This window comes from Paenibacillus wenxiniae (assembly GCF_039822605.1).
In the GTDB taxonomy this organism is placed as follows: Bacteria; Bacillota; Bacilli; order Paenibacillales; family Paenibacillaceae; genus Saccharibacillus; species Saccharibacillus wenxiniae.
This window is the reverse complement of record NZ_JBCGUH010000002.1, coordinates 649,569-675,695: the sequence shown is the minus strand read 5'-3', so window position 1 is coordinate 675,695 and position 26,127 is coordinate 649,569. Positions and strand designations below refer to the sequence as shown.

Below are 26,127 nucleotides of genomic sequence, written 5' to 3'. Positions count from 1 at the left end.
AAAAATGTAAAGAGATACAAGTAGGAGGAATTTAGAATGGCTCAAAATGAAGTTAAAGTATGTAAAATATTTTCTTTTGATAGTGCACATCAACTAGTTAATCATAAAGGGAAATGTGCTAATGTTCATGGACATACATACAAGTTAGAGGTTAATTTGAAAGCGGAACCAATTTTGAGTGAAGGTAGTACAGATGAAGGATTTGTTATCGATTTTTCCGATTTGAAGGCGATTGTGAAGGAAGAGGTCATAAACGAATTCGATCATGCTTTTATAGCTCAAGGCAACGAACCTAGCTATGAAACTATAAAAAATTCAGGCTCTAAAGTTTGTTTACTTGGATTTAGAACAACCGTAGAAAACATGGCTACTTATATTTGTTGGAAGCTTGCTAAACGTAATTTGCCTGTTCATTCTGTTAAACTTTGGGAAACTCCTACTGGTTGGGCAGAAGTGTTATATGAAGATATTCCAGAAAAAGGCCCTTTGTTTTTAACAAAGATGTCGGGTGCATTTAATGAATAAATTAAGAACAAAATCAAATATTCCTATATTGGAAATTTTCGGTCCAACTATTCAAGGAGAAGGCATGATGATTGGTAGAAAAACTATGTTTATGAGAACAGCAGGATGTGATTATTCATGTTCCTGGTGCGATTCTGCCTTCACTTGGGATGGAACTGAAAAACCTATTATGTACTCACCTGATAAAGCTTTTGAGGAAATTTATAAAATAGGGGGAGGAGGTTTTGATCATGTTACAATTACAGGTGGAAACCCGGCTTTAATTGGTCAGGGTATGAGCGAATTGATTGATATTTTACATTCTAAAGGAATATCAATGGGAATTGAAACGCAAGGGACTAAATATCAAGATTGGTTTTCTAAATCGGATGATATTGTGATTTCTCCTAAGCCGCCAAGCTCTGGAATGGTTACAGATTATACGAAGTTAGATTTTATAATAAACAATATACAAAGCAATAAACAAAATAAAAGCTTGAAAGTGGTTATCTTTAATGAAGAAGATTACCAGTATGCTAAAAATCTGCACTTCAGGTATCCTAATATTGAATTTTATCTTTCAGTAGGCAATTTAACTCCCTATAGTGAAGAAGATCATACAGCAGAGTTGTTACGAGATTTAGAAAAATTATGTAACAAAGTAATTAATGACCCGAGTCTTAAGTCTGTTAAGGTTCTACCTCAGTTACATACTTTATTATGGGGGAACAAAAGAAAAGTTTAGCATATCAAAATATACAATGAAGCGAGTTGTAGGATATGAAGAAAAAAGCATTTAACAAAAGTGGAAAATTAATTTTAGGTATTAATGGTTGGATGGAAAATGGCCATGATGCTTCTGCTTGTTTGGTAGAAGTGGATTCAAACCGCTGTGAAGTTCTCGGAGCATTAGAAGAAGAAAAGATCACGAAACAAAAATGCTCATATAATGTACTACCTACACAATCTATCCATTATTTGTTAGAGTATTATAGTTTATCGCCGGCTGATATTGATTATATAGCTTTCGGTTGGAATTATCCTCATATGTACGAAGTGAATAATACAGAGTTTCCTTTTAATAATAATCAAGAAATATTGAAAGCGCTCTTCCAGGGAGCAACGATCGATAAAGAAATCGAAATAGTCTATATAGGTCATCATTTAGCCCACGCAGCAAGCTCTTTTAGAACTTCTCAATTTAATACATGCCTAACCTTTGTTTTTGATGGACAGGGAGAACAGGAGTCGTCAAGTGTATGGGTGGCAGAAAATGGAGAGTTAGAAAAAATTAGTTACAGTGGAATTAAAGAATCGCTAGGTTATTTGTACGAAGCTGTAAATGAAGTTTTAGGATTTAAAAATCATGAGTCTGGAAAAACGATGGGATTAGCATCATATGGAAAACCTATATTTATCAATGATTTCAAACAAGCACTCATACTAGAAGAAGATAAATTACTTCTAAACGACAAATTGGAGAGAATATATCAAGTTGTAAGTAGATTCACTGAGAAAAACACGAATGAACAAGCTAATGTTATTACAATGTGGAAGCATTTTATTAAAGAAGAGCTAGGGATTGAAGATAATCATAAAAATGTAAATTCCTTTTACGAAATAGAGGATATTTATAAAAACCTTGCTGCTTCAGTTCAAAACCTGCTTGAGGAATATGTAGTTCAAATTGTGAACTATTATATTAACAAAACCAAAATCAATAAAATTTGTATGAGTGGTGGCGTAGCTCTTAATTGCATTATGAACGGGCGTATATTAGAAGAACAAAACGTTGAAGAAATATACATAAATCCCGCAGCTAATGATGCTGGTGTATCACTGGGAGCCGCTCTTGAGCTTGCTTATAAATTAGGCTATCCGTCTCATCTAAATAAGCCATTCTTTGATCCGTTTATCGGAATAGAATATTCGAATGAAGAAATAATCGAGGAATTAAAGTCAAATGAATTAAAGTATCAAATTACGGAAAATGCTCAGGAAGTTATTGCTAACTTGATATCAAATGAGAAAGTTGTAGCTTTATTTCAAGGAAGAAATGAATGGGGACCTAGAGCACTAGGCAATAGAAGTATCATCTCTTCTCCGAGAGATAAAGATCGCCTTGATTATATTAATACTTCGATTAAACATCGCGAAACCGGACGACCATTAGGACCAAGTATGCTTCAAGAAGATGCTTCCAAACTGCTTGTAAATGAAACGAAGTTTCTAGGGAAATATATGAATATTGCTTATAACTCACAGGCAATTAAATCTGAGTTTCCAGCTATTATTCATGTCGATCATACATTTCGTCCTGAGTTTGTTGATCCTGATTTTAATGTTATTTATTATAAACAGTTAAAAACGATCAAAGAAATTACCGGCTCTTCTATTGTTATTAATACATCATTCAATTTAAAAACTCCAATCATATTCCATATACAAGATGCGATTGATTATTTCGTCAACAGCAAATTAGACGCACTTATATTTAATAATCAAATTGTCTTGACTAAATAATGTATAAGAAAAGAGGTAATGAAATTATGACAAATTTATATTCTTCTAAAGCAGTGGATTTAGAAGCATCCTACAAAAAAATTATTGAAAGTATCGGTGAAGATAGTGAGCGTGAAGGACTGATTAAAACTCCTTACAGAGCAGCCAAAGCGTTTGATTTTTTGACAAGTGGATACAACGAAGATTTGGACGAGCTTTTCAATGGAGCCATCTTTAATGAAAATTCGAAAAATATTGTAATTGTAAAAAATATTGAATTTTATAGCTTATGTGAACATCATTTATTGCCTTTTTGGGGAACTTGTCATATTGGATATATTCCTAATGGGAAAATTGTTGGTTTAAGTAAAGTAGCAAGATTGGTAAATCATTTTTCAAGAAGATTACAAGTACAGGAAAGATTAACAGATCAAATTGCTAAAACTCTCGAAGAATATTTAGACGCTCAGGGAGTATCTGTAATTATACAAGCTAAACACTTATGTATGATGATGCGAGGGATCGAAAAACAACAAAGTGAAACGATTACTCGTTCTACACATGGATGTTTTAATGAATCCGAAAAAATGAATGATGAATTTTTAAAACTGGTAGGAATTTAATAAAAATAAGTATGTGATTTAAAAACAATCAAAGTTCAATATCCTAACTGTACTTAACATTTTTACAGTTATAAAAACCTCTACAAGAGTATAAATACAATGATAAAGAAGGAATAATATGAATATTCTTAACAAAGTAGGAGAGACTCCTCTAGTAGATATCGAAATTCAAGGACTGGAACATATAAATATAAAAGTTAAACTTGAATATTATAACCCAACAGGTAGTGTAAAAGATCGTTCCGCATCTTACATACTTCCTAAACTTCTATCCAAAAACATAATCAATAAAAATACGACCATAATAGAGTCTTCTTCTGGAAATTTTGGGATTGCTCTATCTACCTATTGTAAATTATTAGGATTGAATTTCTATTGTGTTATAGATCCTAATATTACTTCGACTAACGAAAGGATTATAAACGATCTTAGCAGCAAAGTATTTAAAGTTCAAAAACCTGATTCTAATGGTGGCTATCTTCTGAGTCGAATTGAAACAGTTAAAGAGTTAGTGGAAACGGTTGAGAATTCATATTGGGTAAACCAATATGCTAGCCGCTACAATGCAGAGGCTTATTATATGACATTAGGAAATGAAATTTGTAATGAATTAAATGAAATCGATTATATTTTTATGGGTGTAAGTTCGGGAGGAACCATTACTGGAGTTTCTCGGAAAATCAAAGAGAAATTCCCGAATTGTAAAGTGATTGCAGTGGATACAGAAGGCTCGATCATTTTCGGAGGCCCATCGAAAAAAAGATATATTCCAGGAGTAGGTTCAAGTATCGTTCCAGAGATCCTGAATGACGCTAGTATCGATGATGTAATTATTATAGAAGAATATGAAGCAGTGAAAATGTGTCATCAATTATTAAAAGAGAACTCCATCTTAGCAGGTGGCTCTTCCGGCTTAGTTATGAGTGCAATTAAAAAGTATTTTATGAATGTAAAAACCGACACTCCTCCTAAAGTGCTAACTATTTTTCCAGATCGAGGAGAGCGCTATATGGATACGATCTATAATGATGTATGGTGTGAAAAACTTATTAGCGAGAAAAAACAACATTTTGTTTAGAAGGAGATTTATATGAGCCAACTAGTACATGATTTCTTGATAGATAATTTGTACAAAACCTCGAATAACATACTACTAAAAGAATATGATCATACATTAACACATGGCGAACTCCATGATCAGTCTAATCAATTTTGTAATTATTTATATTCTTTAGGTGTAAAAAAAGGGGAGCGAGTTGCTTTACTTATGGATTCTTCAATTCATAGCATAATTGCTCTTGTAGGAATCATGAAAAAGGGAGCGATTTATGTCCCTATTAATACTTCAAGTTCTGAAGATGTTATTGAATATATTATTAATGAAACAGAAGTAAGCACAGTTATTGCAGACGCTAAATACTGTAATAAGCTAGATCAGTTGAGCATGAAAAAAGATTTGAAACTTATTATTCATGGCAGTGCATCTGAGGATCAAAATATGTATGTTTTTGAAAAATATTCAGATTTTGAGGTACATATTCAACATCCAGAACACATTATTAGTTCAGATATAATCAACATCGTATTTACTTCTGGAACTACCGGGACGCCAAAAGGAGTCATCGTACGTCACGAGTGTATTACACCGTTTATGAATTACGTTACAAAGCGATTTCACCATAATGAGGCTACGAGGACTTTGAGTGATACGCCGCTCTCTTTCGATCCATTTCTAACTGAAATCGTACCTAGCTTTATTGGAGGCGGATTCGTTTATCTGTATAAAGGTCTTATGTCTATCAACAAATTTTTGAAAGTAATCGAACGTGAGAACATAACAAATTTTGGTTGCGGGCCTTCGCTGCTGTTACTTTTATCGTCAAACAAACATATATTGCAAGAATATGATTTATCTAGTCTACAAGAAATTTATTTTGGATATGAGAGCTGCCCTACAACTACAATCCAAACATTGCAAACCTATTTGCCCAATGTCACTTTTATTAATGGTTATGGTACTACTGAAACGTATGCCTCAAGTACATTCCATGAGATTACTTATCCTGTTACTGACGAGATCAAAAATTTCCCGATTGGAGATCCGATCGAAGGTACTGAATTATTAGTAATAAATGAGGACAATGAGCTAACAGAACCTGACGAAATAGGAGAGTTAGTTATTCGTGGTAACTCCATTATGAGTGGATACTGGAAAAACCAAGACGCGACAGAAAAGGTATTGAAAGTAAATCCTATTTTTCCAGAGAGCTTAGAAAAAGTCTATTTTACTGGAGATCTCGTAAAGCGTTTACCTAATAACGATATTATTTTTGTGGGTCGAAAAGATACACAGGTTAAAATAAACGGATATCGAGTCGAACTATTGGAAATACAAAATATAATTGAAAAACATTCCTTAACAAAGGAGTGCTGCATTTTAGCGATGAATGAGAACGATACGAACAAAATATATTGCTACCTTATTACTGAAAATAATTCACAACAAGAGCTAGACGAAATTAAAACGTATTTGATTGCTAAATTAGAGCCGTACAAAATTCCATACAAGTGGATCATGATTGATCGTATGCCTCGAAATTCAAACGGTAAAGTAGATAAAAAACAATTAGAGATTTTGCACTAAAGGAGCACATTATAAATGAAACAACATAATGAGAACAAAGGTAAATCTCACGTATTGTTAATTTCTGGAGTAGAAGCCAAAGATCATTCGAGCATTACTAAAATGTTAGATGAAGGAATATCTTCATTTCTTATTACGCCTATCGCTATTTTGCCTAATCGGAAAGAAGATTACACCATATATTTGTCCAACTTGGAAAGTAAATACAAATTAAGTACGTGCGAAACGTACTATTTTGAAGAAATACAGGCTCTTTATCCAGAGTTAGAACATAAAAATGTGTTTTTGGAACATGATTATGTGTATTCATTATCAAATTATTTTCTAACTGTATGTTCTCTCGCAGTAGCTAGAACAGAGGCAATTGAAAGTAACAACTTATGGATTCCGTGGACAGAACAAGAGTTACAATGTATAACCTCTTCCGTTAGCGATTATATTCAAGCTTTAAATAATTTGGCTATGATAGGAACATCGGAAGGGCATGACATCTCCATTAACTTTCCAATTTTAAAACTTAACACTGATGGATTGTATATGAAGTCTCAACCGATTACGTTGTCAGATGATAAGGCTGTCATTCTGTTTTCAGGTGGGCTTGATTGTACAGTTGCTGCCTATATTATGAGAAAATTGGGAAAAGATATTTCTTTGTACAATGTTCAATATGGTCAATCCAATCGTAACCAAGAAAAATATGCTGTTGAAAAAATAGTTTCCGAATTAAATGTATCCCAGCACACACCATACGAACAAATTTCTTTGTCATGTATGAAGCAAATTGGAGGCTCTGCCTTATTAAATGACGGCATAGAACTACGAAAAGATAATTCTAAATCAGAATACGTTCCGTTTAGAAATACCAACCTTTTGAATATTGGAATTATATACGCTTTGAAACATAACATCAAATATATTGTAACAGGTGGGCATCATGATGATACATTATCGCCAGATAACCGGCTTCCTTATTTTGAATGTTTTCAACACGTATTAAATTTGCAATATTGCTCTAAAGAGATAGAAATGTATCCAGTACTACTTTATCTTGGTGGAAAAAGTGAATTAATTTATATTGGCGAACATTTAAAAGTAAATTTCAAAAATTGTTGGTCCTGTCACAACTTTGTAGAACAAGAGCATGTAGGGGAAGATTGCCAGGCATGTGGAAAATGCGGTAATTGTTCTACGAGATATCATGCTTTTAAGCGAGTTGGATTAGAAGATCCGATTCATTATGCCCAAATTCCATATGTTAGAGAAAAATGGCATGGATGGGTTGAAGGCAGTGAGCATTTACTAGAAAAATTAGCAATAGCTTATCCTCAATAATTTTACTTATTAAGGAAGAAGGCCCTTTATGTTAGAAAAAGTTCGATATAAATTTAATGAGAATTATACCGGAAGCGATAGCCCAAATGATGGTATAGCCAATAGTGAAATTATAGATTTTCACAAACATATACCCGGTTATGATCCAAGTCCACTTATAAAAGTAGAAAGCAATTCATTGACGAAAACGATGCACATAAAAGATGAATCGACACGTTTTAATATTAACTCTTTTAAAGGTTTAGGAGCTAGTTATTCTATATTTTCAATTTTAAAAGAACGTTTGAAAAAAGAGATGAATATAGATTTGAAGGCTAGCAATTTATGGGACGGTTCTATTAAAAATTTACCTTCTATTACGTTTAGCGCTGCTACAGATGGAAATCATGGTAAAGCAGTGGCCTGGTTTTCTAAATTAATTAAGCAAACCGCCATCATTTATATGCCTGAAAATTCTGCTGAAGCCAGAATTAAAAGTATTGAAGCAGAAGGAGCTACAGTAGTATTAATAGATGGGACATTTGATGATTGTGTGAGAATTTGTAACGAAGATTCAACACATAACAATTATGAGATTGTTTCTGATACCGCTTATATAGGGAATTTGGAAAGACCGATGAGCATTATATTAGGTTATACAACATTGTTCAAAGAGCTGGATGTGCAAACTTCACAAGTTTACGATTATGTATTTGTTCCTGCTGGAGTAGGCGGAATTGCAGCAGCAGCAGCTCTTTATTTTAAACATTACAAAAAATCCAATACCAAAATTATCGTAGTGGAACCATTAAGTTCGAGCTGTATTTTGGAGTCTTTAATTGCGAATAAAGCCGTAGCCAGCAACGGTTTACAGGATTCGATTATGGCAGGTCTAAATTGTGGGTTTCCTTCATTAAGGTCATGGGACATATTGAAAAATAGTATGTACTTAAGTATCGCTATACCGGATATGTACGTGTATACTGCTGCAACCTATTATTATCGATATGGGATATCAACCGGAGAAAGTGGAGCCGCAGCATTAGCTGGACTATTAGCTATTATGGACGATCCTATTTTAAGCTCCAATCTTAACATTAATTCTTCTTCTGTTTTATTACTTAATACGGAAGGTATGACTAATCCTGAATTTTGTTTTTCACTTGAAGCTAATTTAGAGTAGATGGAGGACTTATGGATCTTACCGTTTTGATAGCAGTTGCAACTGATCAGAGGATAGAATCATGTATTCATTCTGTTGATGAAGATTGTGAAATACTAGTTGTAGCCAATGGAGCTTCAGATGAAATATTAAATTTACTTAAAACTATTCAGAAACATAAGCAAAACTTAAAAATTATTTCTATTGAAGAACGAAATCTTAGTAAAGCTAGAGATGTCGGTATGCATGCTGCTCTTTATAATAAAGTCATTCTTATGGACTCAGATTGTATATTTAAAAAGGGAGCAATTCGTCAATTTTATAATGCGATGGATAACGAATATATAGTGAATGGAAGAATAAATTTTTTGAGTAATAACTGGCAAAGTAACATTGTTAAACAGGCTCGCGAGTATTTAAATAATCCATCGAATACTGGTTTTGCGTTTGCGCCCGCTCTAGGATTGAGAAAAGATATTTTGACTCATATTGAATCTTATTATTTTGATCATGAAATTCGCTGGGTAGAAGATGCAGAGTTAAATATTCGTATACGTAAGTCAAACTTAAAAATTTTTGCCTTACCTTCTGCTGAAATTTATCATGTACCTTTGAAAATAAAGCAGGATCTAAAAGCAGCCTTTTACTATGGAACTGGAAAGCGAATAGGCGTAGAGAAAGGAATAATGCAGGGAGTAGGGGCATTTTGGAAAGACATCCCTCATATACTACGTGATAAAGGAATAAGTACAGCAATATTTATGATCGTTTGGAACTTGATCTATACATCTGGGTATATGTTACAACCTTATTTGAAATAATTTACAAAAGAGGCTGATGGACTTGTTAAAAAAATGTTTTTTTATGTTCAAATGGTGGATATTTGCCTATGTCATATTAGGCTGCACGATTCAATTTTTCAGTGCATTTGGCATCAAAGTTTTTCAAGAAATATTAGACAAAGTTGCAATCATACACAATTATAACGAGATTACACAGTTAGTTTTTATATATGGATTTCTTCTAATAGGTACTAGTATATTCAATTATTTGATTGAATATCCTCAAGTCTTTCTGTCCAATAGTATACTAGAAAAATTAAAGATTATGGCTCTCTCCAAAATTTCTAAAATTGATTACCGTTCCTATCAAAATATAGGTACCGGGGAAATGATCAAAGTTATTGAGAATGGCGCGAATGCGGGTACAAATATTGTATTTTCTTTTTATCTGAGAATACTGAGTGAATTGTTACCTACCGTAATATTCAGTCTATATTTCATTAGTTTTTATAATATCAAAATTATGCTTGTCATTGCTTTAGGTTATGTCATTATTTTTGTTTTAACCAATTTACTATTGCGATTTCTTTATAGCATCAAGTCTTCGCTACTACAAAGTCAAGAGAATATGTCCCGTTATTCTATTCGAGGATTTATGGAGCTTGTCGTATTTAGAATTAACAAAAGATATGCTAAGGAAATCAATCGATTAAATCATACTGCCAATGATATTGTTAAGAAAAGCTCTCAGATCCGTATGATCCATGAATCATTTTTCGGTATATTTTCTCTGTTAGTTAGTATTATTAAAATCATCATCATCATTTATGGAATAAAAAGTATTTTATCTGGCGATGCGACTGTAGGTATTATAGTGGCACTTACAATGTTTATTGATAAAGTCTATACGCCAGTCGCTATTTTTAACGTGATTTATGTAGATTACAAATTAAATCGAGTAACTTATAACAGATTTGAAGAATTTTTAGATGCACCAGAAGATAAAAACTTGAATACCGGATTGGATATTAAGCAGCTTAAAGGCGATATTAAATTTGAAAATGTAGCTTTTAATTATGGAAATGTAAAAGTGTTGAACAATGTTTCTTTTACAATTCCACACGGAAAATCGTTAGCGATTGTAGGTCTTAGCGGCAGCGGTAAATCTACTATTGTAAAACTGCTTTTAGGTCTTTTGAAAAAAGACTCAGGTCAAATTTTATTGGATGGAACGGATATTGATGCTATAAAATTAGACAGCTTTTATAATCAGCTATCGTACATTTCACAGGACGCACCCGTGTTTGATACTTCTATCCGAAATAATATCGTTTTTGATGATAATCTTTCCGATGAAGAGATTTATCAAATACTTGAAAATGTGTTCCTGAAAGAAAAAGTATTGAGCTTACCTGAACAATTGAGCACACCAGTTGGAGAAAGAGGAATGAAACTGTCTGGTGGTGAAAAGCAACGCTTAGCTTTTGGACGTGTTCTGGCTCAAAACCGCGATGTTGTAATATTGGATGAACCTGTATCTGCATTAGACAATATTACAGAGAAAAAAATAATGAATTATATATTAGATTACTTTGCTGGTAAGACCGTTATTATTATTGCTCATCGCCTTAATTCGATCAGAAATGTAGATAATATCCTCTTAGTTAAAAATGGGGATGTTATCGATCAGGGAGACTTTAATTATTTAATTAACAGCAATGCATATTTCAAAGAGTTATGGATCAAAGATGAGCAGGATGAAGAACATAAACATGAAAAAGAAAAATCAGAATTATCGTACAACTAATTTTAAAAATTGATTAGTGAGGTTAAATGATGAATTCATTAGAACAACAAACACGTAATGCTCTATCTAAAATCATAGATTTGACGGATAATACGGCGATAGATCGTAACGAAGATTTATTAAAATATGGTCTTGACTCATTAGCTACTATTAAGCTAATTCTTCAGCTCGAAACAGAGTTTAAAATCGAATTTACTGATGAAGAGCTGTTGACCGAAAATTTCAATACGATAGCCAAAATCATAGACCGTATTTCGAACAAAGTTGCATAAATTATAGATGTGGAAGTTGAAATCGTTGTTAATCATTTAATTTAATTTAATTTAATTTATGTATACAAATTTTGATAAAAGATATCTTGTTTAGTAGTCTAATTCAAACAAGGTATCTTTTATTAAATAAACACCTACCAAATTAGGAGGTTTTTAAATGAAATATTTAAATACTACACATATTAAACAAATGGGTATTGATTGGAGTCAGACCATTGACACCATTAAGCATGCTGTCAACGTTTTACATAAGCAAGATGTAGCACAACCAATAAAACCCTATTTAAGATATCGCGAATCTAGTAATCGAATTATTGCAATGCCCGCTTTTGTCGGAGGCAACATTAATATGGCTGGAATCAAGTGGATCGCTAGTTTTCCAAAAAATATTCAAAAACAAATCCCCAGAGCGCACTCCGTAACCATTTTAAATGATGCTGATACTGGAGAACCTCTTTGTATTTTAAATACTGCTTTAGTAAGTGGTATTCGTACAGCGTCAGTTACAGGGCTAATCATACAATATTATGAGCAGCTGAATTGTTTAGAAGATGTGACTATTGGTATTATCGGTTATGGTCCAATTGGCCAGCTTCATTTGCAAATGGTCACAAGTATACTAGGGGATCGTATTTCAAAAGTATGGTTATATGATATTGCTGGAATTAAAGAAGAGCTTATTCCCGAAAATATTAAAAGTCGCATAGAAATTGTGAACAATTGGGAAGAAGCCTATTTGCATTCTGATGTATTTATTACATGCACAGTATCACCTAATGGATATATTGATAAAAAGCCTAAAGATCGTGCTTTATTGCTTAATATTTCTTTACGTGATTTCAAACCGGAAATTTTAAATTATGCTCCATCTATTATTGTAGATGATTGGGAAGAAGTATGCCGCGAAAATACAGATATTGAATTAATGCATAAACAGGGTGGACTTCAAAAAGAAGATACGATTTCAATAACTGAAATTGTATGCAATAACAAAATGACGACTTTGCCAAACGATAAACCCGTTCTTTTCAATCCAATGGGAATGGCAATTTTTGATGTAGCTATTTCAACTTATTACTACCGGCAGTCTATAGAGAACAAGATCGGAACTGAGATGGATGAATAGCATCGGTTTTACATAATTCATAAGGTTGGGAGTGACAGTTATGAATGATGCTCTTTCTAGTTTGAAAATGATCGATTCATCGTTAATTGTTTTACATGAAAATTGTGAGCCGGCTCGACTCGAAAAAACCCAAAATTCTATTCGTTCGGAGGGCGTTTTACGTCATCCACCGGCTGCCATAAAAATGAAGAATGGAAAGTATCTGGTTATCGATGGTGCACATCGAACGTCTTCTCTACAAGCATTAGGATATAGCCAAATACCACTTCATATTGTAGGGATTGAGAATGTTGTGATCGATAATTGGGACCATAGTATTTCAGATATAAATGTAATCGAATATTTAAAAAGCCAGAAGAATCTAGTACGAATAGAAAGATTTCCTTTGCCAGAACGACTTTTAGCTAAAATGAGAAATGATAGCGTATCTTACTATGTGTATCCATATGCACAACAAAATCATTTTGACATTTGGCATGAGCTTATTAGTTTTTATCAAAATAATTATACTGTTACTAGAATAGAAACTGATAAAGAAATGGAATTAAAGCCTAATATGTTACGTATTTCGTATTCGACATGTACCTTGCGAGAAATCGAAGAAGTGGTTAGTCAAAATAAAGTTCTGCCTGCCGGAGTAACACGTTTTAAAATAAATGGTAGAATTTTGAATCTGCAAATTCCTCTCAGTATGTTAGGAAATAGCCTCAAAGATGCTACAGAGTGGGAGAATATGCTTAATAATAGAAGAGACTCAATGCGTTATTACCCTGAATCGGTCTACATCTGTGAAAATTAATATTATAAACTATTTATTTTGTCATATTAGGTCAAACCATTTTAGCTATATTTATATAACTTATTTATTAAGGGGTGTTAGTTCTGGAAATTAAAGTTCTTGAAACCCATTCTCCTTTACTATCGACTTATCCTCAGCATGCCAGTCTTTTTTCTATTATTGACAATGACTCGCGCGCTTTAAGCTGGGTATTTCATAACTACTTATTGACATTTATTCATTATCACGAGAATGGGGGATATGGAGTTGATTTTTGCTCGCAATACTTTCCGTGGCACAAATTAAGATTTTCATCCTGTCCGTTGATTGTATGTAGAAGCTATGACAAAGAAATTCTTTTGAGTAACTGGGAATTGAGTGATTTAATAATTCATTTAATAAATACTGAAAGTTATGTATTCTTTTTTAGGGATACCGGTAATGACAGAAAACACGAGGTTTTAATCTCAGGATATGATCTAGTGTCTAAAAAGTTTTTGTGTCATGATTTTTGGAATGGATTCTACGCTGCGAAATGGTTGTCATTTGATGAAATCAAAATAAATACAAACAAAATTCCACATGTTGATTGGGCAGTTGATTATTTGGATGGAATATGGACTATACAAAAAACGAACAAGTACAAAGAAAAAGATGATTTTTATTATGAAACGGTTCTTAATTTTACTAAAAATGATCTAATCGATTGTTTTAAAGAATACTTAGGATATACAAACCATGTAAGTAAAGTTTTGTTGAAAGATAATCGTAGAACAGGGATCGAAGTTTATGAGATTATGATTGATATGTTGGGAAGACAAAAAGTTAACTTGGTTAATAGACCTTTCGATATTCATGCTTTTCATTTACTGTATGAACATAAAAAATTAGTAGCACTTGCTGTAAAAAATTATATTGACAATCCAATTTACTTGGAAAAAGCTGAGATGTTAGTGAATGTAGCAGAAAAATTAAGGAATCTTGTAATGTATTGCAATATATCAATAAAAGAAGAACGTATGTATAAAAGATATGACTCCATCATAGCAACTATAAAGCACTTAAAAATAGCTGAGGAACAACTATTTGATGAATTAATCAATAAATATGACCTGGAAATTCAACGGAATCTGAGCTGAATATCGAATATCCGGTAATAGAGATAAAGATCCGTGAGTAAAGTGCTTGCGGATCTTTATCTCTATTATGTTATGATTTTATAAATTGAATCTTTCTATCAACATATATAGAAAAGTTCGATTGGTCACTGTTGATATCCAATGATAAATTATATATATTAAATTCGATTGAAATAGTCGGAATAAGGAGTGGGAATGATGAGTGAAATCTATCGTCTGGCTGTACCCGAAGATGCGCCTGTTGTGCAACGCATCATACATGCTGCTTATGTGACGATTCGTGAGCTTGAACTACAATGGCCTGCGGCACATGCAGATGTGGAGCAGATTCGCGATAATATTATAGCTAATAAATGCTATGTGCTGGAACGGGATGGGGACATCGTCGCTACCATTACACTGGCTGATCCGCAGCGGATGAAGCTGCTGGCAGAGCAGATGGATTTGCCATTTGTGATGTGGTTTGCAGTTGATCCCGATGCACAGGGAAGTGGATGGGGACGCAAGCTGCTCAATTGGGTCGAGCAGGAAGTCATCGATAAGGAGCTGGGCGCACCAGCGGTTACACTGGCAACGGCAGAGAAACATCCGTGGTTATTGCCGATGTATGAACGCTGGGGCTATGAACGTCTGTTTGCTTTTGATAAAGGTACAGGGGATGGTGTGATGCATCTGCTGCGCAAACGTGTTAATAAAGAGCGATTTGCGCTGTATGAGCAGTCGAAACAAGCTGCGGCATCGAGTGATGAGGTGCAGACTGCTGAGCTGGCGCAGGCCGCGTCCGGTGGCGGTCGATCTGTTCAGCAGCCCGCATTATCGTTCCGCCGCTTCTAAATTGTAGACATATGGGATGATGAAACGTATGGAATGGCTATTTTATTTATACCGTTATGCCATATATCATCGCTATTCCAATTATCCTTTCCAGCCTCAATCTATCGATTATCGTATATAAAGGAGAAACGTATGAAATTTGTCGTCTTTAGCCTGATGGCTAATCTTCCGCATGCGCTCACCGGCGAACGCCTGACAGATGGGCAAAAAATCGCCAGCGTATTACAACAGGCGCAGTGGGTTGAGCAGCTGGGCTATGATGCTTACGGGATCGGAGAACGGCACGGAGAGCCATTTCTATCTTCCTCTCCGGCAGTCATGTTAACCGCGATTGCAGCGCGTACTTCTCGCATTCGTTTGTTGACCACTGTCACGGTACTCAGCGTACTTGATCCTGTACGGGTGGCTGAAGATTATGCAACCCTGGATCAGCTATCAGGTGGGCGATTGGAGTTGATTATTGGTAAAGGCAATGATCCTCGTCATTATCCATTGTTTGGCTTGAAAGAAGAGCAGCAATGGGATTCATTACAGGAGCGCTACGAGTTACTACGCCGCTTATGGAGCGAAGAAAAGATAGACTGGTCAGGCAATTATCGCCCAGCATTCCAGCAATTTACAAGTCAGCCGCGTCCATTGCAAGCGTCGATTCCGATCTGGCATGGCAGTGCATCGAGTGAGCGTTCAACAGAGCTGGCTGCACGTTATGGCGAACCTATTTTTTCGTCCAATACATTTCATCGTCCCGATAAGTATAAGCAGCTGATTGATCATTATCGGGAACGGTTGGCGTATTATGGACATGATCCCGCGCGTGCTGTAGTGGGCGCAGGAGCTGGCGCATTGTATATTGCCAGTACAACGGAAGAAGCCGTGCGGCGTTATCGACCGTATTATGACTCGTTTCAAGGTACGGATGCGGCAAAGCATAACGGGAGTCCGTTTACCGATTTAGAAGATAATATTGTCAATGGACCTGCACTGGTAGGGAGTCCTCAGCAGGTGGCAGAGAAAATTTTGCGTTATCAGCAGTTGTTCGGACATGAGGTGCTTGGCATTAGTGTAGATGGATTGACGGCAAGTGAGCAGCAGGAACAGTTGCAGCGATTTGCTACGGAAGTTGCACCGATTGTGAGACGTGAAGTGAAATCGAAGATTTGGCAGGAAAAGCAGCCGGTATAGGCTGCTTTTTTTGATGTAAATTGATGTAGGTTGGGGTGAATGGAAATGAGGCATAGTCAGTATTATTTCCTAATATATAGAAGGTAAACCCTTACATATAGCGAATATGTAAATGAAATCAATTTCTGTTCGCATATCGATAGAAATGTGAATGCAGAAATGCTCATAAGGAGGTGATAGGATGGAGACGTTTCATTGTGTCAATCATCCGGATCGGGCTGCGGTGTATCAGTGCAGGCAATGTGGTAAGGCATTGTGTGAAGAATGTTATGATCCAGCCGTTGCAGGCTGCCTGGATGGAATGCATGCAGTGACACCTAGAGTCAATCATTCGTTTCAAACGATCCAGCCGCCACCACGGAAGCAAGATAGTGCTGGGATGATTGCCTGGAAAGTCATTGTGTCGATTTTGGCTGTTATTGGGGGAGCGACGATCCTGTTTCTGGCGATCTGTGGAGCGATGATCTTTTCCTATTAAGATGCAATTCATGTGAAAAAGAGAGCAGGGCATGGAGCTTGATCTTCTTGCTGAACTTCTAACTGAGCAATTAACTGAGCATTATGTAGCAGAACTGAGCATCATGCAGCAGAACTGAGCATCATGTAGTAGAACTGAGCATCATGTAGTAGAACTGAACAGGGCGAGGTAGCATCTGAAGAATCTAGCACAATGATGCACACAGCGCAGAACAGTGAACACAGCGCAGAACATCGCATAACGATGCAAATGTATAGAACATCGCATAATGTGATGCTGTAAAATAAGACTGGCGAAAGGAGGAACGCTGTGGACTTTCCGGTTTATATTCATGTAGGATCGCTACGCATTCATCCGCATGTGCTATTCGAAGCATTAGCTTATTTTATTGGTTTTCGCATCTATCTCTGGACCCGCAGACCGAGTGGGATGTCGAAGCTGGTCAGTTTACAAATTCTCGCGGGTACGATTCTCGGTGCTGCGATCGGCTCAAAGGTATTATTTTGGCTGGAAGATCCGGCGGCGACGTGGGCAGCGTTCAGTCAGGGTCACTTTCTATGGGGTGGGAAGACGATCGTTGGTGGGTTACTTGGCGGATTGATCGGTGTGGAACTGGCTAAAAAATGGGCAGGCTGGAAAAGTTCCACCGGCGATGATTTTGCCTATCCGATGTTGATCGGAATTGCGATCGGGCGCATCGGGTGTTTTTTGACCGGGTTGGATGATCATACGTATGGAACAGCAACAAGTTTATTTACCGGTGTAGACTTTGGCGATGGGGTGCTGCGGCATCCGACACAGCTGTATGAGATGGGTTTTTTGATCGTGTTAGGGATTGTACTTTATCCCATGTATCGTCAAAGCCGAGCAAGCTGGAAAAAAGAGACGGCGTCTATTGCAACGGTATCATCACCAGCAATAAAAACAGGAACAGCACAAGGAATAGCGCCAGCAACAGAAAGAGCAGCGACCAGCGTGTCAACAACGACAACGTCCAGTGAAGCACATGCACCGCTGTCACTGTCACCACTATCAGCAGATCATATTACAAAAGATACAAATGTATCTAGCGGCTATGTGTCGGGACGACTTTTCCAATGGTTTATGTTCGGTTATCTGGGCTTCCGATTATTGATCGAATTTATCAAGCCGACACTGCATCCGTACTGGGGACTGAACAATATTCAGCTTGCCTGTATCGCCGGATTAATCTATTATAGCTGGTTATTGCTAAAGGGACGTGGTGACCTGCTGCGTCGCCAGACCACAAGAGCGAATATGGCCAAATAAAGTTTACTCGTGATATACATTACCTATTCTGCACGATGTTGCAATGTACAGTCGTCATGCGCTCACTGAAAACGAACCTATTCGTTCAAGGAGGAATACATAATGCCTAAAAACCGTCCTTATTTATACCACGAGATCACGAACAGCATTTGCACGACTTGTTATCGTAAGGTGGAAGCGAAGATTATTGAAGAAAATGGTCGGATTTACATGCAGAAACGCTGTCTGATCCACGGCCCGGAAAAGGTACTCATTTCTACCGATGTGGACTACTATCATCGTACACGCGAGTTTATTAAGCCATCGGAAATGCCGCAAATATGGAATACGCCGATCAAGTACGGTTGTCCATATGATTGTGGACTATGCCCGGATCATGAACAGCATAGTTGCCTAACGCTACTAGAAATTACGGATCATTGCAATTTACAGTGTCCGATCTGCTTTGCTGAATCGTCACCCCATCGCACATCGTATCGTTCATTGGAACAGATCGCTTTTATGCTCGATCGTATTGTCGAAAATGAAGGCGAGCCAGATATTGTGCAGATTAGTGGGGGTGAGCCAACGACGCATCCGGACTTTTTTGAAATTTTGGATATGTGTAAGTCGCGTCCGATCAAGCATATTATGGTGAACACAAATGGAATCCGTATTGCGAAAGATCGCGAGTTTGTACGCCGAATGGCAGACTATATGCCGGGCTTCGAAATTTATTTGCAATTTGATAGTATGGAAGCGTCGGTGCTGAAAGAGTTGCGTGGTGCCGATCTGCGCTCGATTCGCGAGCAGGCGATTGCCCATTTAAATGAATTAAATCTATCGACGACACTCGTGGTCACGTTGAAAAAAGGATTAAATGATCATGAGGTCGGGACGATTATTCAATACGGTTTGGAGCAGCCTGCCGTGCGTGGCGTCACGATTCAGCCGATTCAGGCGGCAGGACGACTGGAAGGCTATGATCCAGCGACCGATCGATTGACGGTAAGCGAAGTGCGCCAGATGATTATCGATCAGTCCGGTGTGTTTAATTCCGATGATATTTTACCAGTACCGTGTCATCCCGATTCACTGGCGATGGGCTATGCGTTAAAGCTGGATGGAGAAGTGCTGCCCCTAACTCGGATGATCGATCCGCAGATTTTGCTGGAAGGGGACAGTAATACGATCGTATTTGAAAATGATCCGGCTATCCGTGGCAAGCTGTTCGAGCTGCTATCGACTGGACATTCGCCAGTATCCTCTGCCTTATCGCTCAAAAGCTTACTTTGCTGTCTGCCGCTCGCTGCTGTGCCGGAGCGCATCGTATATGATAATGTATTCCGCGTTATCATTATGCAGTTTCTGGATGCCTACAATTTTGATGTGCGGTCGGTCAAAAAATCATGCGTACACATCGCCCATCCGGACGGACGTATCATTCCGTTTGACACCTATAATATGTTTTACCGGGATGATAAGGAGCAGATCCTGGAGAGCTTGAAGCAGGAAATTACGACGGCGTGGCAGTGAAACGAGAGAAGATGCAATGATGATGAGCCTTCCTGATGATGCCGAATCGTAAAATAAAGGTGGAGCAAAATCGATAGATAGAAGTTATATAGAAACGGAGTAATGATATAGCGGTAACGATATAGTGATGGCGAGCGATTTGGATGATAATCGCTATAGTAAGCGATTAAATTAGTATAGAAGAAACACGATGAAATATCGATAAGATGATGATGAAAAAATTCTCGAAAGCTTCGAATGTATCCTCGGATGCACCGAAGCTTTTTTATATCCGATCCAATAATTTTAAAATAAAAAATCAACATATGAAAAATTCATAATAGAGGATAAGAAAATAAAAAAAGATATTGACTGGATAGCATTAGAAAATCTCACCATTTAAGCAGAGAGCAGAGAGCAGAGAGCAGAGAGCAGAGAGCAGAGAGCAGAGAGCAGAGAGCAGAGAGCAGAGAGCAGAGAGCAGAGAGCAGAGAGCAGAGAGCAGAGAGTGCAACTTAGTTATAAGCTGAAATAAAAGCAGACCATCCAGCAAGTGGGCATCGAGGTGGACAATAAATCAAGCCAACAACCTTCCAAACAGGCAAAATCCATCGTGCCAACATTTTTAAAATCTATATCCTTTTAAATGAAAATTACATTATATGAAAAATTCACAATAGAAAAACCTAAAACCCGAAAAAAAGAAATTATAAACCCGTTCGAGGTAGCTGTCAAAATCATTTTTTGCTGATATGCTGTATAGGAACAAGCTAACATCCAGAGTACGGATAAGAGGCAAAATGACATCAAACAAGGAGGAAAGTTATGATCAATCATCAATTTGCAGAGCATCTATGGAAGGCGGTGCAGCAGCATGCGATGAAAATGAACAAATGCAAGCTGGAGCAACTTTGTTTGCGAAGAAGTGCACGCAATTATGAGCTAGAGGAACTGGAAGAGCTATTAAAAGTAGAATTGCCAGATCAAATGCGAGAATGGTATCGCGTACATGATGGACAGGATGATCGGCTAGAGACGATGCCATTACTACGTAATCTCACCTTTTCATCCATTAAGAAAATTATGGAGACATGGACATTTTTGCAGGAAGAATATGATCCAGATGGAGAGGAACCCGAAAATGATGCAGCGATTAAGCCGATGCTCTGGAATCCGGCGTGGATCCCATTTGCAACGAATGGTTCAGGTGATTATGTATGCATCGATATGGACCCTGCGGATGATGGAAATTATGGTCAGATTTTGTATTTCTGGCACGATTGGAACAATCGTTCTGTCGAAGCGGAGAGCTTGAATGCTTTTATCCAGTTGTGTCTGCATGAAGAACAATAATAAGGTACATCCCTAAAGCAATTGTAAGCTGCTACAATGCACGACTTTTGTTTGTCTGCGGCGATTTATAGGATCTGCGAGTATTTTTATTGGGCTAGACAAGATCGCAGTTTAAAGTATAATTTCCAAATTAGCTAAACTAGCTAAACTGCTAAACTAGCCAAACTAGCCATTCTTACGTTGGAACAAACGAATAAGCACGTCTCTAATCTACTGCGTATGCCTGTCTGAAGCAACCGATATGGTTGACAAAAGATTCAAACAGGCATATATTGTTACATATTAATCGTAATATTTACTATTAAGGAGAATAGACATGACTGGGAAAAGATTACCGGTGACGGTGCTTAGCGGGTATTTGGGGGCCGGCAAGACGACCGTACTGAATCATATTTTGAACAATCGTCAGGGACTGAAAGTTGCTGTGATTGTAAATGATATGAGTGAAATTAATATTGATGCAGCGATCGTAAAGGAGCAAGGAGCATTATCGCGCACGGAAGAAAAGCTCGTCGAGATGTCGAACGGATGCATTTGCTGTACATTACGAGATGATTTGCTACAGGAAGTGCAGAAGCTTGCGCAGGAAGGTCGATTTGATTATGTTTTGATTGAATCGACGGGTATTAGCGAGCCGGTACCGGTCGCGCAGACGTTTACGTATGCAGATGAGGAATCCGGTATTGATTTGACCGATCTGGCATACCTCGATTGTATGGTAACGGTCGTCGATGCTAATCGCTTCTGGCATGATTATGAATCTGGCGAAACGTTATTAGAGCGTGGTCAGGCAACCGGAACGGACGACACCCGTGATGTGGTTGATCTGCTCATTGATCAGATTGAAACCTGTGATGTTTTACTATTGAACAAATGTGATCTGATCGAACCACAGGAGCTGGAACGATTAGAACGTGTCATTCGTCAGCTTCAGCCAATGGCGAAGATTATTCGTACAACGAACGGAACGGTTGATCCATCGGAAATTTTGAATACAGGCTTGTTCGATTTTGATAAGACGAGTCAGTCCGCAGGCTGGATTAGAGAGTTGGAACTAGAAAAGCATACACCGGAAACAGAAGAATACGGCATCGGTTCTTTTGTATATCGCCGTCGTCGCCCGTTTCATCCAGAACGTCTGGCTGAATATATGAGTGCATGGCCGGAGGAAGTTGTACGTGCCAAAGGACTGGTATGGCTCGCAGCCGAAGGTGATCTGGCAGCAAGCTTGAGCCAGGCGGGACCATCGATTCAATTTGGACCAGCAGGATTATGGGTAGCAGCATTGCCTGTTGATGAACAGCAAACGATTCTGGAAGAAGAACCGGATGTACACGAACGCTGGGATGCACGCTGGGGAGATCGTCTGACCGAGCTAGTCATGATCGGCATCGGAATGGAACAAGCTCTATTGGAAGAAGAACTGGATGAGTGTCTGCTTACCGAGCAGGAGATGGAGCAGAATTGGACGACGTTCTCGAATCCATTACCGTGGCCCGTACATTCGTCTTGAATCACATATTCTGATGGCTAATAAAATGAATGAGTGTGCATTAAGGTGTGATCATAGACGAAAATACGATTATTCATCCGTTGCGCGCAGTCGCATATAGCTTATGACCAGGAAATGATTGCGGTAAATGAGATAGCTTCATCTATTGGTATCATTCAAATCTAATCATATTCCGTCATAACTCTAAGTGAAATGGTGCTGCTTGAGATGGATGCTATTTATAAGCCATTTGTTAAATTAGAACAAATGATGTACACGATACGAGATGAGAAGGATACGAATCTTGTACTCTAATAAACGATTTTATCGCACCTTGTCATTCTATTGAGTTTAACTATGCCTGTGTTTTAATCGTAATAATTACGCTTTTTTGAGAAATAAATTTGTCGATGATACGAATTGGCTGACGACACAAAATGAAGATAGGCAAAGAAGAAAGGTGGATGTACATGACAGCAATCAAGCAGGATTGCAGAATCCCGGTTACTGTACTGAGCGGTTATCTAGGGTCCGGGAAAACGACGATTATGAATCATGTGCTCAACAATCGGGAAGGACTACGTGTAGCCGTAATCGTGAATGATCTAGGTGAAGTGAATATCGATGCTGATCTAATCCGCGATGGAGGTGGATTATCACGTACAGACGAGAAGCTCGTCGAAATGTCTAACGGTTGCATTTGCTGTACGCTGCGTGAAGATCTGCTGCTGGAAGTGGAAAAGCTGGCACGAGAGGAAAAGTTTGATTATATTTTGATCGAATCAACAGGAATTGGGGAGCCTGTACCGGTTGCGCAGACGTTTACGTATGTGGATGAAGAGAATGGAGTCGACTTAACGAGTCTAACTCGGCTGGATACGATGGTTACGGTTGTAGATGCAGCGCAATTTTGGCAGGATTATTATTCTCGCGAAAGCTTGCTGGATCGTGGGCAGGCAGCTGGCGAGGATGATACGCGTGGGATTGTGCATTTGCTTACCGATCAGGTTGAATTTTGCGATGTGCTTATCATTAATAAGGTCGATCTGGTAACGCCGGTGGAGCTAGAACGTCTGGAAAAGGCACTGCGTGCGATGCAACCGGAAGCGCGACTTATTCATTCCACACATGGGAAGATTGATCCGACAGCTATTTTAAATACAGGGCTGTTCGATTTTGAAAAAGCGAGCCAATCGGCAGGCTGGATTCAGGAACTATTGAAAGAAGAACATACACCGGAGACAGAGGAATATGGCATTAGCTCGTTTGTGTATCGTCGTAAAATTCCTTTTCATCCAGAACGGTTATTAAACTGGGTCAAAAAGTATCCAAGCTCTATTATACGTTCCAAAGGATTGATGTGGCTGGCAACGCGCAACAATATGGCTATTTCATTTAGCCATGCGGGAACTTCCAAGCAGTTGTCGCCAGCGGGACTGTGGGTTGCAGCACTTAGTCAGGAGGAACTGGATGTTCATTTTGGCGGTGAAGTGCCGCGCACACCGGATTGGGATGAGACGTGGGGAGATCGTGTGACCAAATTAGTATTTATCGGTATCGATATGGATCGGGAGCAAATTGAGAGCAGTCTGGATGAAGCATTGCTTACACGAGAAGAGTTACACAGTAACTGGCGTGAACTGAACGATCCATTGCCTTTTTTTAGCTAAATGAGACAACATAACAACTCAACATAATGAAGGAGAACAGCACACATGAGTAAAAACCGTCGCAACTACGGTAAGATGCCATTAACAAAAGGAATTGAGATGGCGTCGGTATACAGTGTCAAAGAATGCGGACAGCGTTCTCGCCATATTGTACTTTCGCCGGAAAATCGCATCATTACCGAGGAATTTTTGAAAATTGTAAATATGAAGGAGAAGTTTGCCCTTCATGACGTGCCGGTGCCAAACAAAATTATGATGTTCGGGCCTCCAGGCACAGGCAAAACGCTAACCGCTTTCCATCTGGCACATGAGCTGGAATTACCGCTGGTAACGGTGCGATTAGATGCACTCATTCATGCTCATCTAGGCGAGACAGGCAGCAATGTGCGTAAAATTTTCGAATATGCGCGGCTGGAACCTTGTGTGCTGTTTATGGATGAATTTGACGCGGTCGCACGTACACGCGATAACAATGATGAAGTAAAAGAAATGGCGCGTGTTGTGAATACACTGCTGCAATGTCTGGATGAGTTTCCAGAGCATTGTATTTTTATCGCAGCGACCAATCTGGAAACGGAGCTGGACAATGCCATCTGGCGTCGATTTGATACGAAAATGATCTATAGTAATCCAGCCGCTGCATTACGACTGGAATACATGGCTCGTTTATGTGGTGATTTCCCGCGGGAGCAAGGATTAGATCAGTGGGCAGCCGAGTGGATGGAAGGTTGCAGCTACGCGGATATGGAACAGATTATTTTAAAAGCAAAACGTAAAGCGATCATTGATGATACGCCGATGTCTCAGCTGTTGATCGAGATGTCGTTTCATGAATATCGTCCGTATCATTTGCTGGTAGCCGAGCGAGTATAGCGTTTGTGTAGCATCGTCGACGTTCTTTTCGTCCAGACTGTTTTGCTAAGTATTGTTTTGTTAATTATAGAGTGCACAGTCGGAAAATGTTAGATGGCGAATGATGTAGTGGTGTAGTCGTGTATATACATGATCCATATATATTATGTAAAATAGATGTGAAATAAAAATCCCTCTTGCTCTCGGCAATGAGGGATTTTTCATGACCATTACTTGTTCGTTGCGTATTATGCATCAGCATTTACTGATTGGGCATTACATCACGCCAGACTAAAATGTACAGCATTGTGCTGAATGACCATTCCCTGAGCACATAGATATTCCAGCAATGCGCAGATCGATTGGAAATCGGCTGGAGCAATCGATGCTGTCAGTTGCTGGGCAAGTCGGCTGTGCGGATGACCGGTAGCATGGGCAAGGCTTTGTAGAAACTGGCTGAAAAAGGCAGCATCGATCCAGCGATAATTATAAATATGCACCTCCATCGAGATGCCAGAGCTGCTTATAAACAGGCAATGCTCGCCATGAGGGTCGATGTTCCAATACTCATTTTTATAACAAATTACCGGATCGGTATCGTCTTCTTGTTCAGCGATCAGATCGAATAGCGCTTCAAAAGAAGTGTTGTCCGGCGTGGATGATAGTGGGGCAATTGTAGATTCTGTTGAGTAAGAAGCAGCAAGGGTCGTACAAAGTCCTTTTGCCATTTGTGTATATAGCTCAAGCAATGTATGTGCGGTTTGAATCGTAAAATCGTTATAAATCGAGCTAGTTATATAAGGTTTCGATTGATGGATTTGTGCTGGAGTGA

At 38.1% G+C, this 26,127-nt stretch carries 24 protein-coding genes; 23 read left to right on the top strand and 1 reads right to left on the bottom strand.

The features are described from left to right. Nucleotides 1-36 precede the first annotated feature (36 nt). The 23 genes from queD (at nt 37) to AAHF22_RS05680 (ending at nt 25,316) form a co-directional block, all read left to right on the top strand. Entirely contained in the window at nt 37-525 is a 489-nt protein-coding gene (gene queD / locus AAHF22_RS05790) for a 6-carboxytetrahydropterin synthase QueD (protein WP_347324010.1), read from the top strand. Then, nucleotides 518-1,249 (top strand): 7-carboxy-7-deazaguanine synthase QueE, encoded by a 732-nt coding sequence (gene queE, locus AAHF22_RS05785; RefSeq protein ID WP_347324009.1) that lies wholly within the window; start codon nt 518-520, stop codon nt 1,247-1,249. The genes queD and queE overlap by 8 nt, the downstream gene beginning before the upstream one ends. A 35-nt stretch (nt 1,250-1,284) precedes the next feature. After that, nucleotides 1,285-3,027 (top strand): carbamoyltransferase C-terminal domain-containing protein, encoded by a 1,743-nt coding sequence (locus AAHF22_RS05780; RefSeq protein WP_347324008.1) that lies wholly within the window; start codon nt 1,285-1,287, stop codon nt 3,025-3,027. Between the two features lie 26 nt (nt 3,028-3,053). Further along, nucleotides 3,054-3,629: a GTP cyclohydrolase I FolE gene (gene folE / locus AAHF22_RS05775; RefSeq protein ID WP_347324007.1), complete on the top strand. Its 576-nt coding sequence runs from the start codon at nt 3,054-3,056 to the stop codon at nt 3,627-3,629. 118 nt (nt 3,630-3,747) lie between these two features. Next, a complete protein-coding gene (sbnA, locus tag AAHF22_RS05770; RefSeq protein WP_347324006.1) occupies nt 3,748-4,707 on the top strand; it encodes a 2,3-diaminopropionate biosynthesis protein SbnA in 960 nt (319 codons plus the stop codon). A 12-nt stretch (nt 4,708-4,719) separates the two neighbouring features. After that, the gene (locus AAHF22_RS05765) at nt 4,720-6,273 is read left to right on the top strand and encodes an AMP-binding protein (protein ID WP_347324005.1); all 1,554 of its coding nucleotides are present in this window, start codon (nt 4,720-4,722) and stop codon (nt 6,271-6,273) included. A 15-nt stretch (nt 6,274-6,288) separates the two neighbouring features. Then, nucleotides 6,289-7,605, top strand: coding sequence for a 7-cyano-7-deazaguanine synthase (locus AAHF22_RS05760; protein ID WP_347324004.1), 1,317 nt, complete (start codon nt 6,289-6,291; stop codon nt 7,603-7,605). 28 nt (nt 7,606-7,633) lie between these two features. Further along, nucleotides 7,634-8,767 carry a diaminopropionate ammonia-lyase gene (locus AAHF22_RS05755; protein ID WP_347324003.1) on the top strand — a complete coding sequence of 378 codons (1,134 nt, stop codon included), beginning with the start codon at nt 7,634-7,636 and terminating at the stop codon, nt 8,765-8,767. A gap of 11 nt (nt 8,768-8,778) precedes the next feature. Beyond that, nucleotides 8,779-9,567, top strand: coding sequence for a glycosyltransferase family 2 protein (locus tag AAHF22_RS05750; RefSeq protein WP_347324002.1), 789 nt, complete (start codon nt 8,779-8,781; stop codon nt 9,565-9,567). A 22-nt stretch (nt 9,568-9,589) separates the two neighbouring features. Next, complete coding sequence (locus AAHF22_RS05745; protein ID WP_347324001.1) at nt 9,590-11,335, top strand: ABC transporter ATP-binding protein; 1,746 nt, start codon at nt 9,590-9,592, stop codon at nt 11,333-11,335. Between the two features lie 29 nt (nt 11,336-11,364). Further along, nucleotides 11,365-11,607, top strand: coding sequence for an acyl carrier protein (locus AAHF22_RS05740; protein WP_347324000.1), 243 nt, complete (start codon nt 11,365-11,367; stop codon nt 11,605-11,607). A gap of 157 nt (nt 11,608-11,764) precedes the next feature. Then, nucleotides 11,765-12,733, top strand: a complete 969-nt coding sequence (gene sbnB, locus AAHF22_RS05735; RefSeq protein ID WP_347323999.1) for a 2,3-diaminopropionate biosynthesis protein SbnB — start codon at nt 11,765-11,767, stop codon at nt 12,731-12,733. 40 nt (nt 12,734-12,773) lie between these two features. Continuing rightward, nucleotides 12,774-13,532, top strand: coding sequence for a ParB N-terminal domain-containing protein (locus tag AAHF22_RS05730; RefSeq protein ID WP_347323998.1), 759 nt, complete (start codon nt 12,774-12,776; stop codon nt 13,530-13,532). Nucleotides 13,533-13,993: 461 nt separating this feature from the next. Continuing rightward, the gene (locus AAHF22_RS05725; protein WP_347323997.1) at nt 13,994-14,650 is read left to right on the top strand and encodes a hypothetical protein; all 657 of its coding nucleotides are present in this window, start codon (nt 13,994-13,996) and stop codon (nt 14,648-14,650) included. Between the two features lie 198 nt (nt 14,651-14,848). Further along, entirely contained in the window at nt 14,849-15,484 is a 636-nt protein-coding gene (locus AAHF22_RS05720; RefSeq protein WP_347323996.1) for a GNAT family N-acetyltransferase, read from the top strand. A 132-nt stretch (nt 15,485-15,616) separates the two neighbouring features. After that, on the top strand, nt 15,617-16,666 hold the full coding sequence (locus AAHF22_RS05715) for an LLM class flavin-dependent oxidoreductase (RefSeq protein ID WP_347323995.1): 1,050 nt from the start codon (nt 15,617-15,619) through the stop codon (nt 16,664-16,666). 181 nt (nt 16,667-16,847) lie between these two features. Then, entirely contained in the window at nt 16,848-17,144 is a 297-nt protein-coding gene (locus AAHF22_RS05710; protein ID WP_347323994.1) for a hypothetical protein, read from the top strand. 309 nt (nt 17,145-17,453) lie between these two features. Then, nucleotides 17,454-18,434 (top strand): prolipoprotein diacylglyceryl transferase, encoded by a 981-nt coding sequence (locus AAHF22_RS05705; protein ID WP_347323993.1) that lies wholly within the window; start codon nt 17,454-17,456, stop codon nt 18,432-18,434. A gap of 102 nt (nt 18,435-18,536) precedes the next feature. Beyond that, on the top strand, nt 18,537-19,949 hold the full coding sequence (locus AAHF22_RS05700) for a radical SAM protein (RefSeq protein WP_347323992.1): 1,413 nt from the start codon (nt 18,537-18,539) through the stop codon (nt 19,947-19,949). Between the two features lie 804 nt (nt 19,950-20,753). After that, nucleotides 20,754-21,281 carry an SMI1/KNR4 family protein gene (locus tag AAHF22_RS05695; protein WP_347323991.1) on the top strand — a complete coding sequence of 176 codons (528 nt, stop codon included), beginning with the start codon at nt 20,754-20,756 and terminating at the stop codon, nt 21,279-21,281. 316 nt (nt 21,282-21,597) lie between these two features. After that, the gene (locus AAHF22_RS05690; RefSeq protein WP_347323990.1) at nt 21,598-22,794 is read left to right on the top strand and encodes a GTP-binding protein; all 1,197 of its coding nucleotides are present in this window, start codon (nt 21,598-21,600) and stop codon (nt 22,792-22,794) included. A gap of 449 nt (nt 22,795-23,243) precedes the next feature. After that, nucleotides 23,244-24,443, top strand: coding sequence for a GTP-binding protein (locus tag AAHF22_RS05685; protein WP_347323989.1), 1,200 nt, complete (start codon nt 23,244-23,246; stop codon nt 24,441-24,443). A 45-nt stretch (nt 24,444-24,488) separates the two neighbouring features. Continuing rightward, nucleotides 24,489-25,316 carry an AAA family ATPase gene (locus AAHF22_RS05680; RefSeq protein WP_347323988.1) on the top strand — a complete coding sequence of 276 codons (828 nt, stop codon included), beginning with the start codon at nt 24,489-24,491 and terminating at the stop codon, nt 25,314-25,316. A 260-nt stretch (nt 25,317-25,576) separates the two neighbouring features. On the opposite strand, the gene AAHF22_RS05675 is transcribed toward AAHF22_RS05680, so the two are convergent. Further along, a complete protein-coding gene (locus tag AAHF22_RS05675) occupies nt 25,577-26,023 on the bottom strand; it encodes a hypothetical protein (RefSeq protein ID WP_347323987.1) in 447 nt (148 codons plus the stop codon). Nucleotides 26,024-26,127 lie beyond the last annotated feature (104 nt).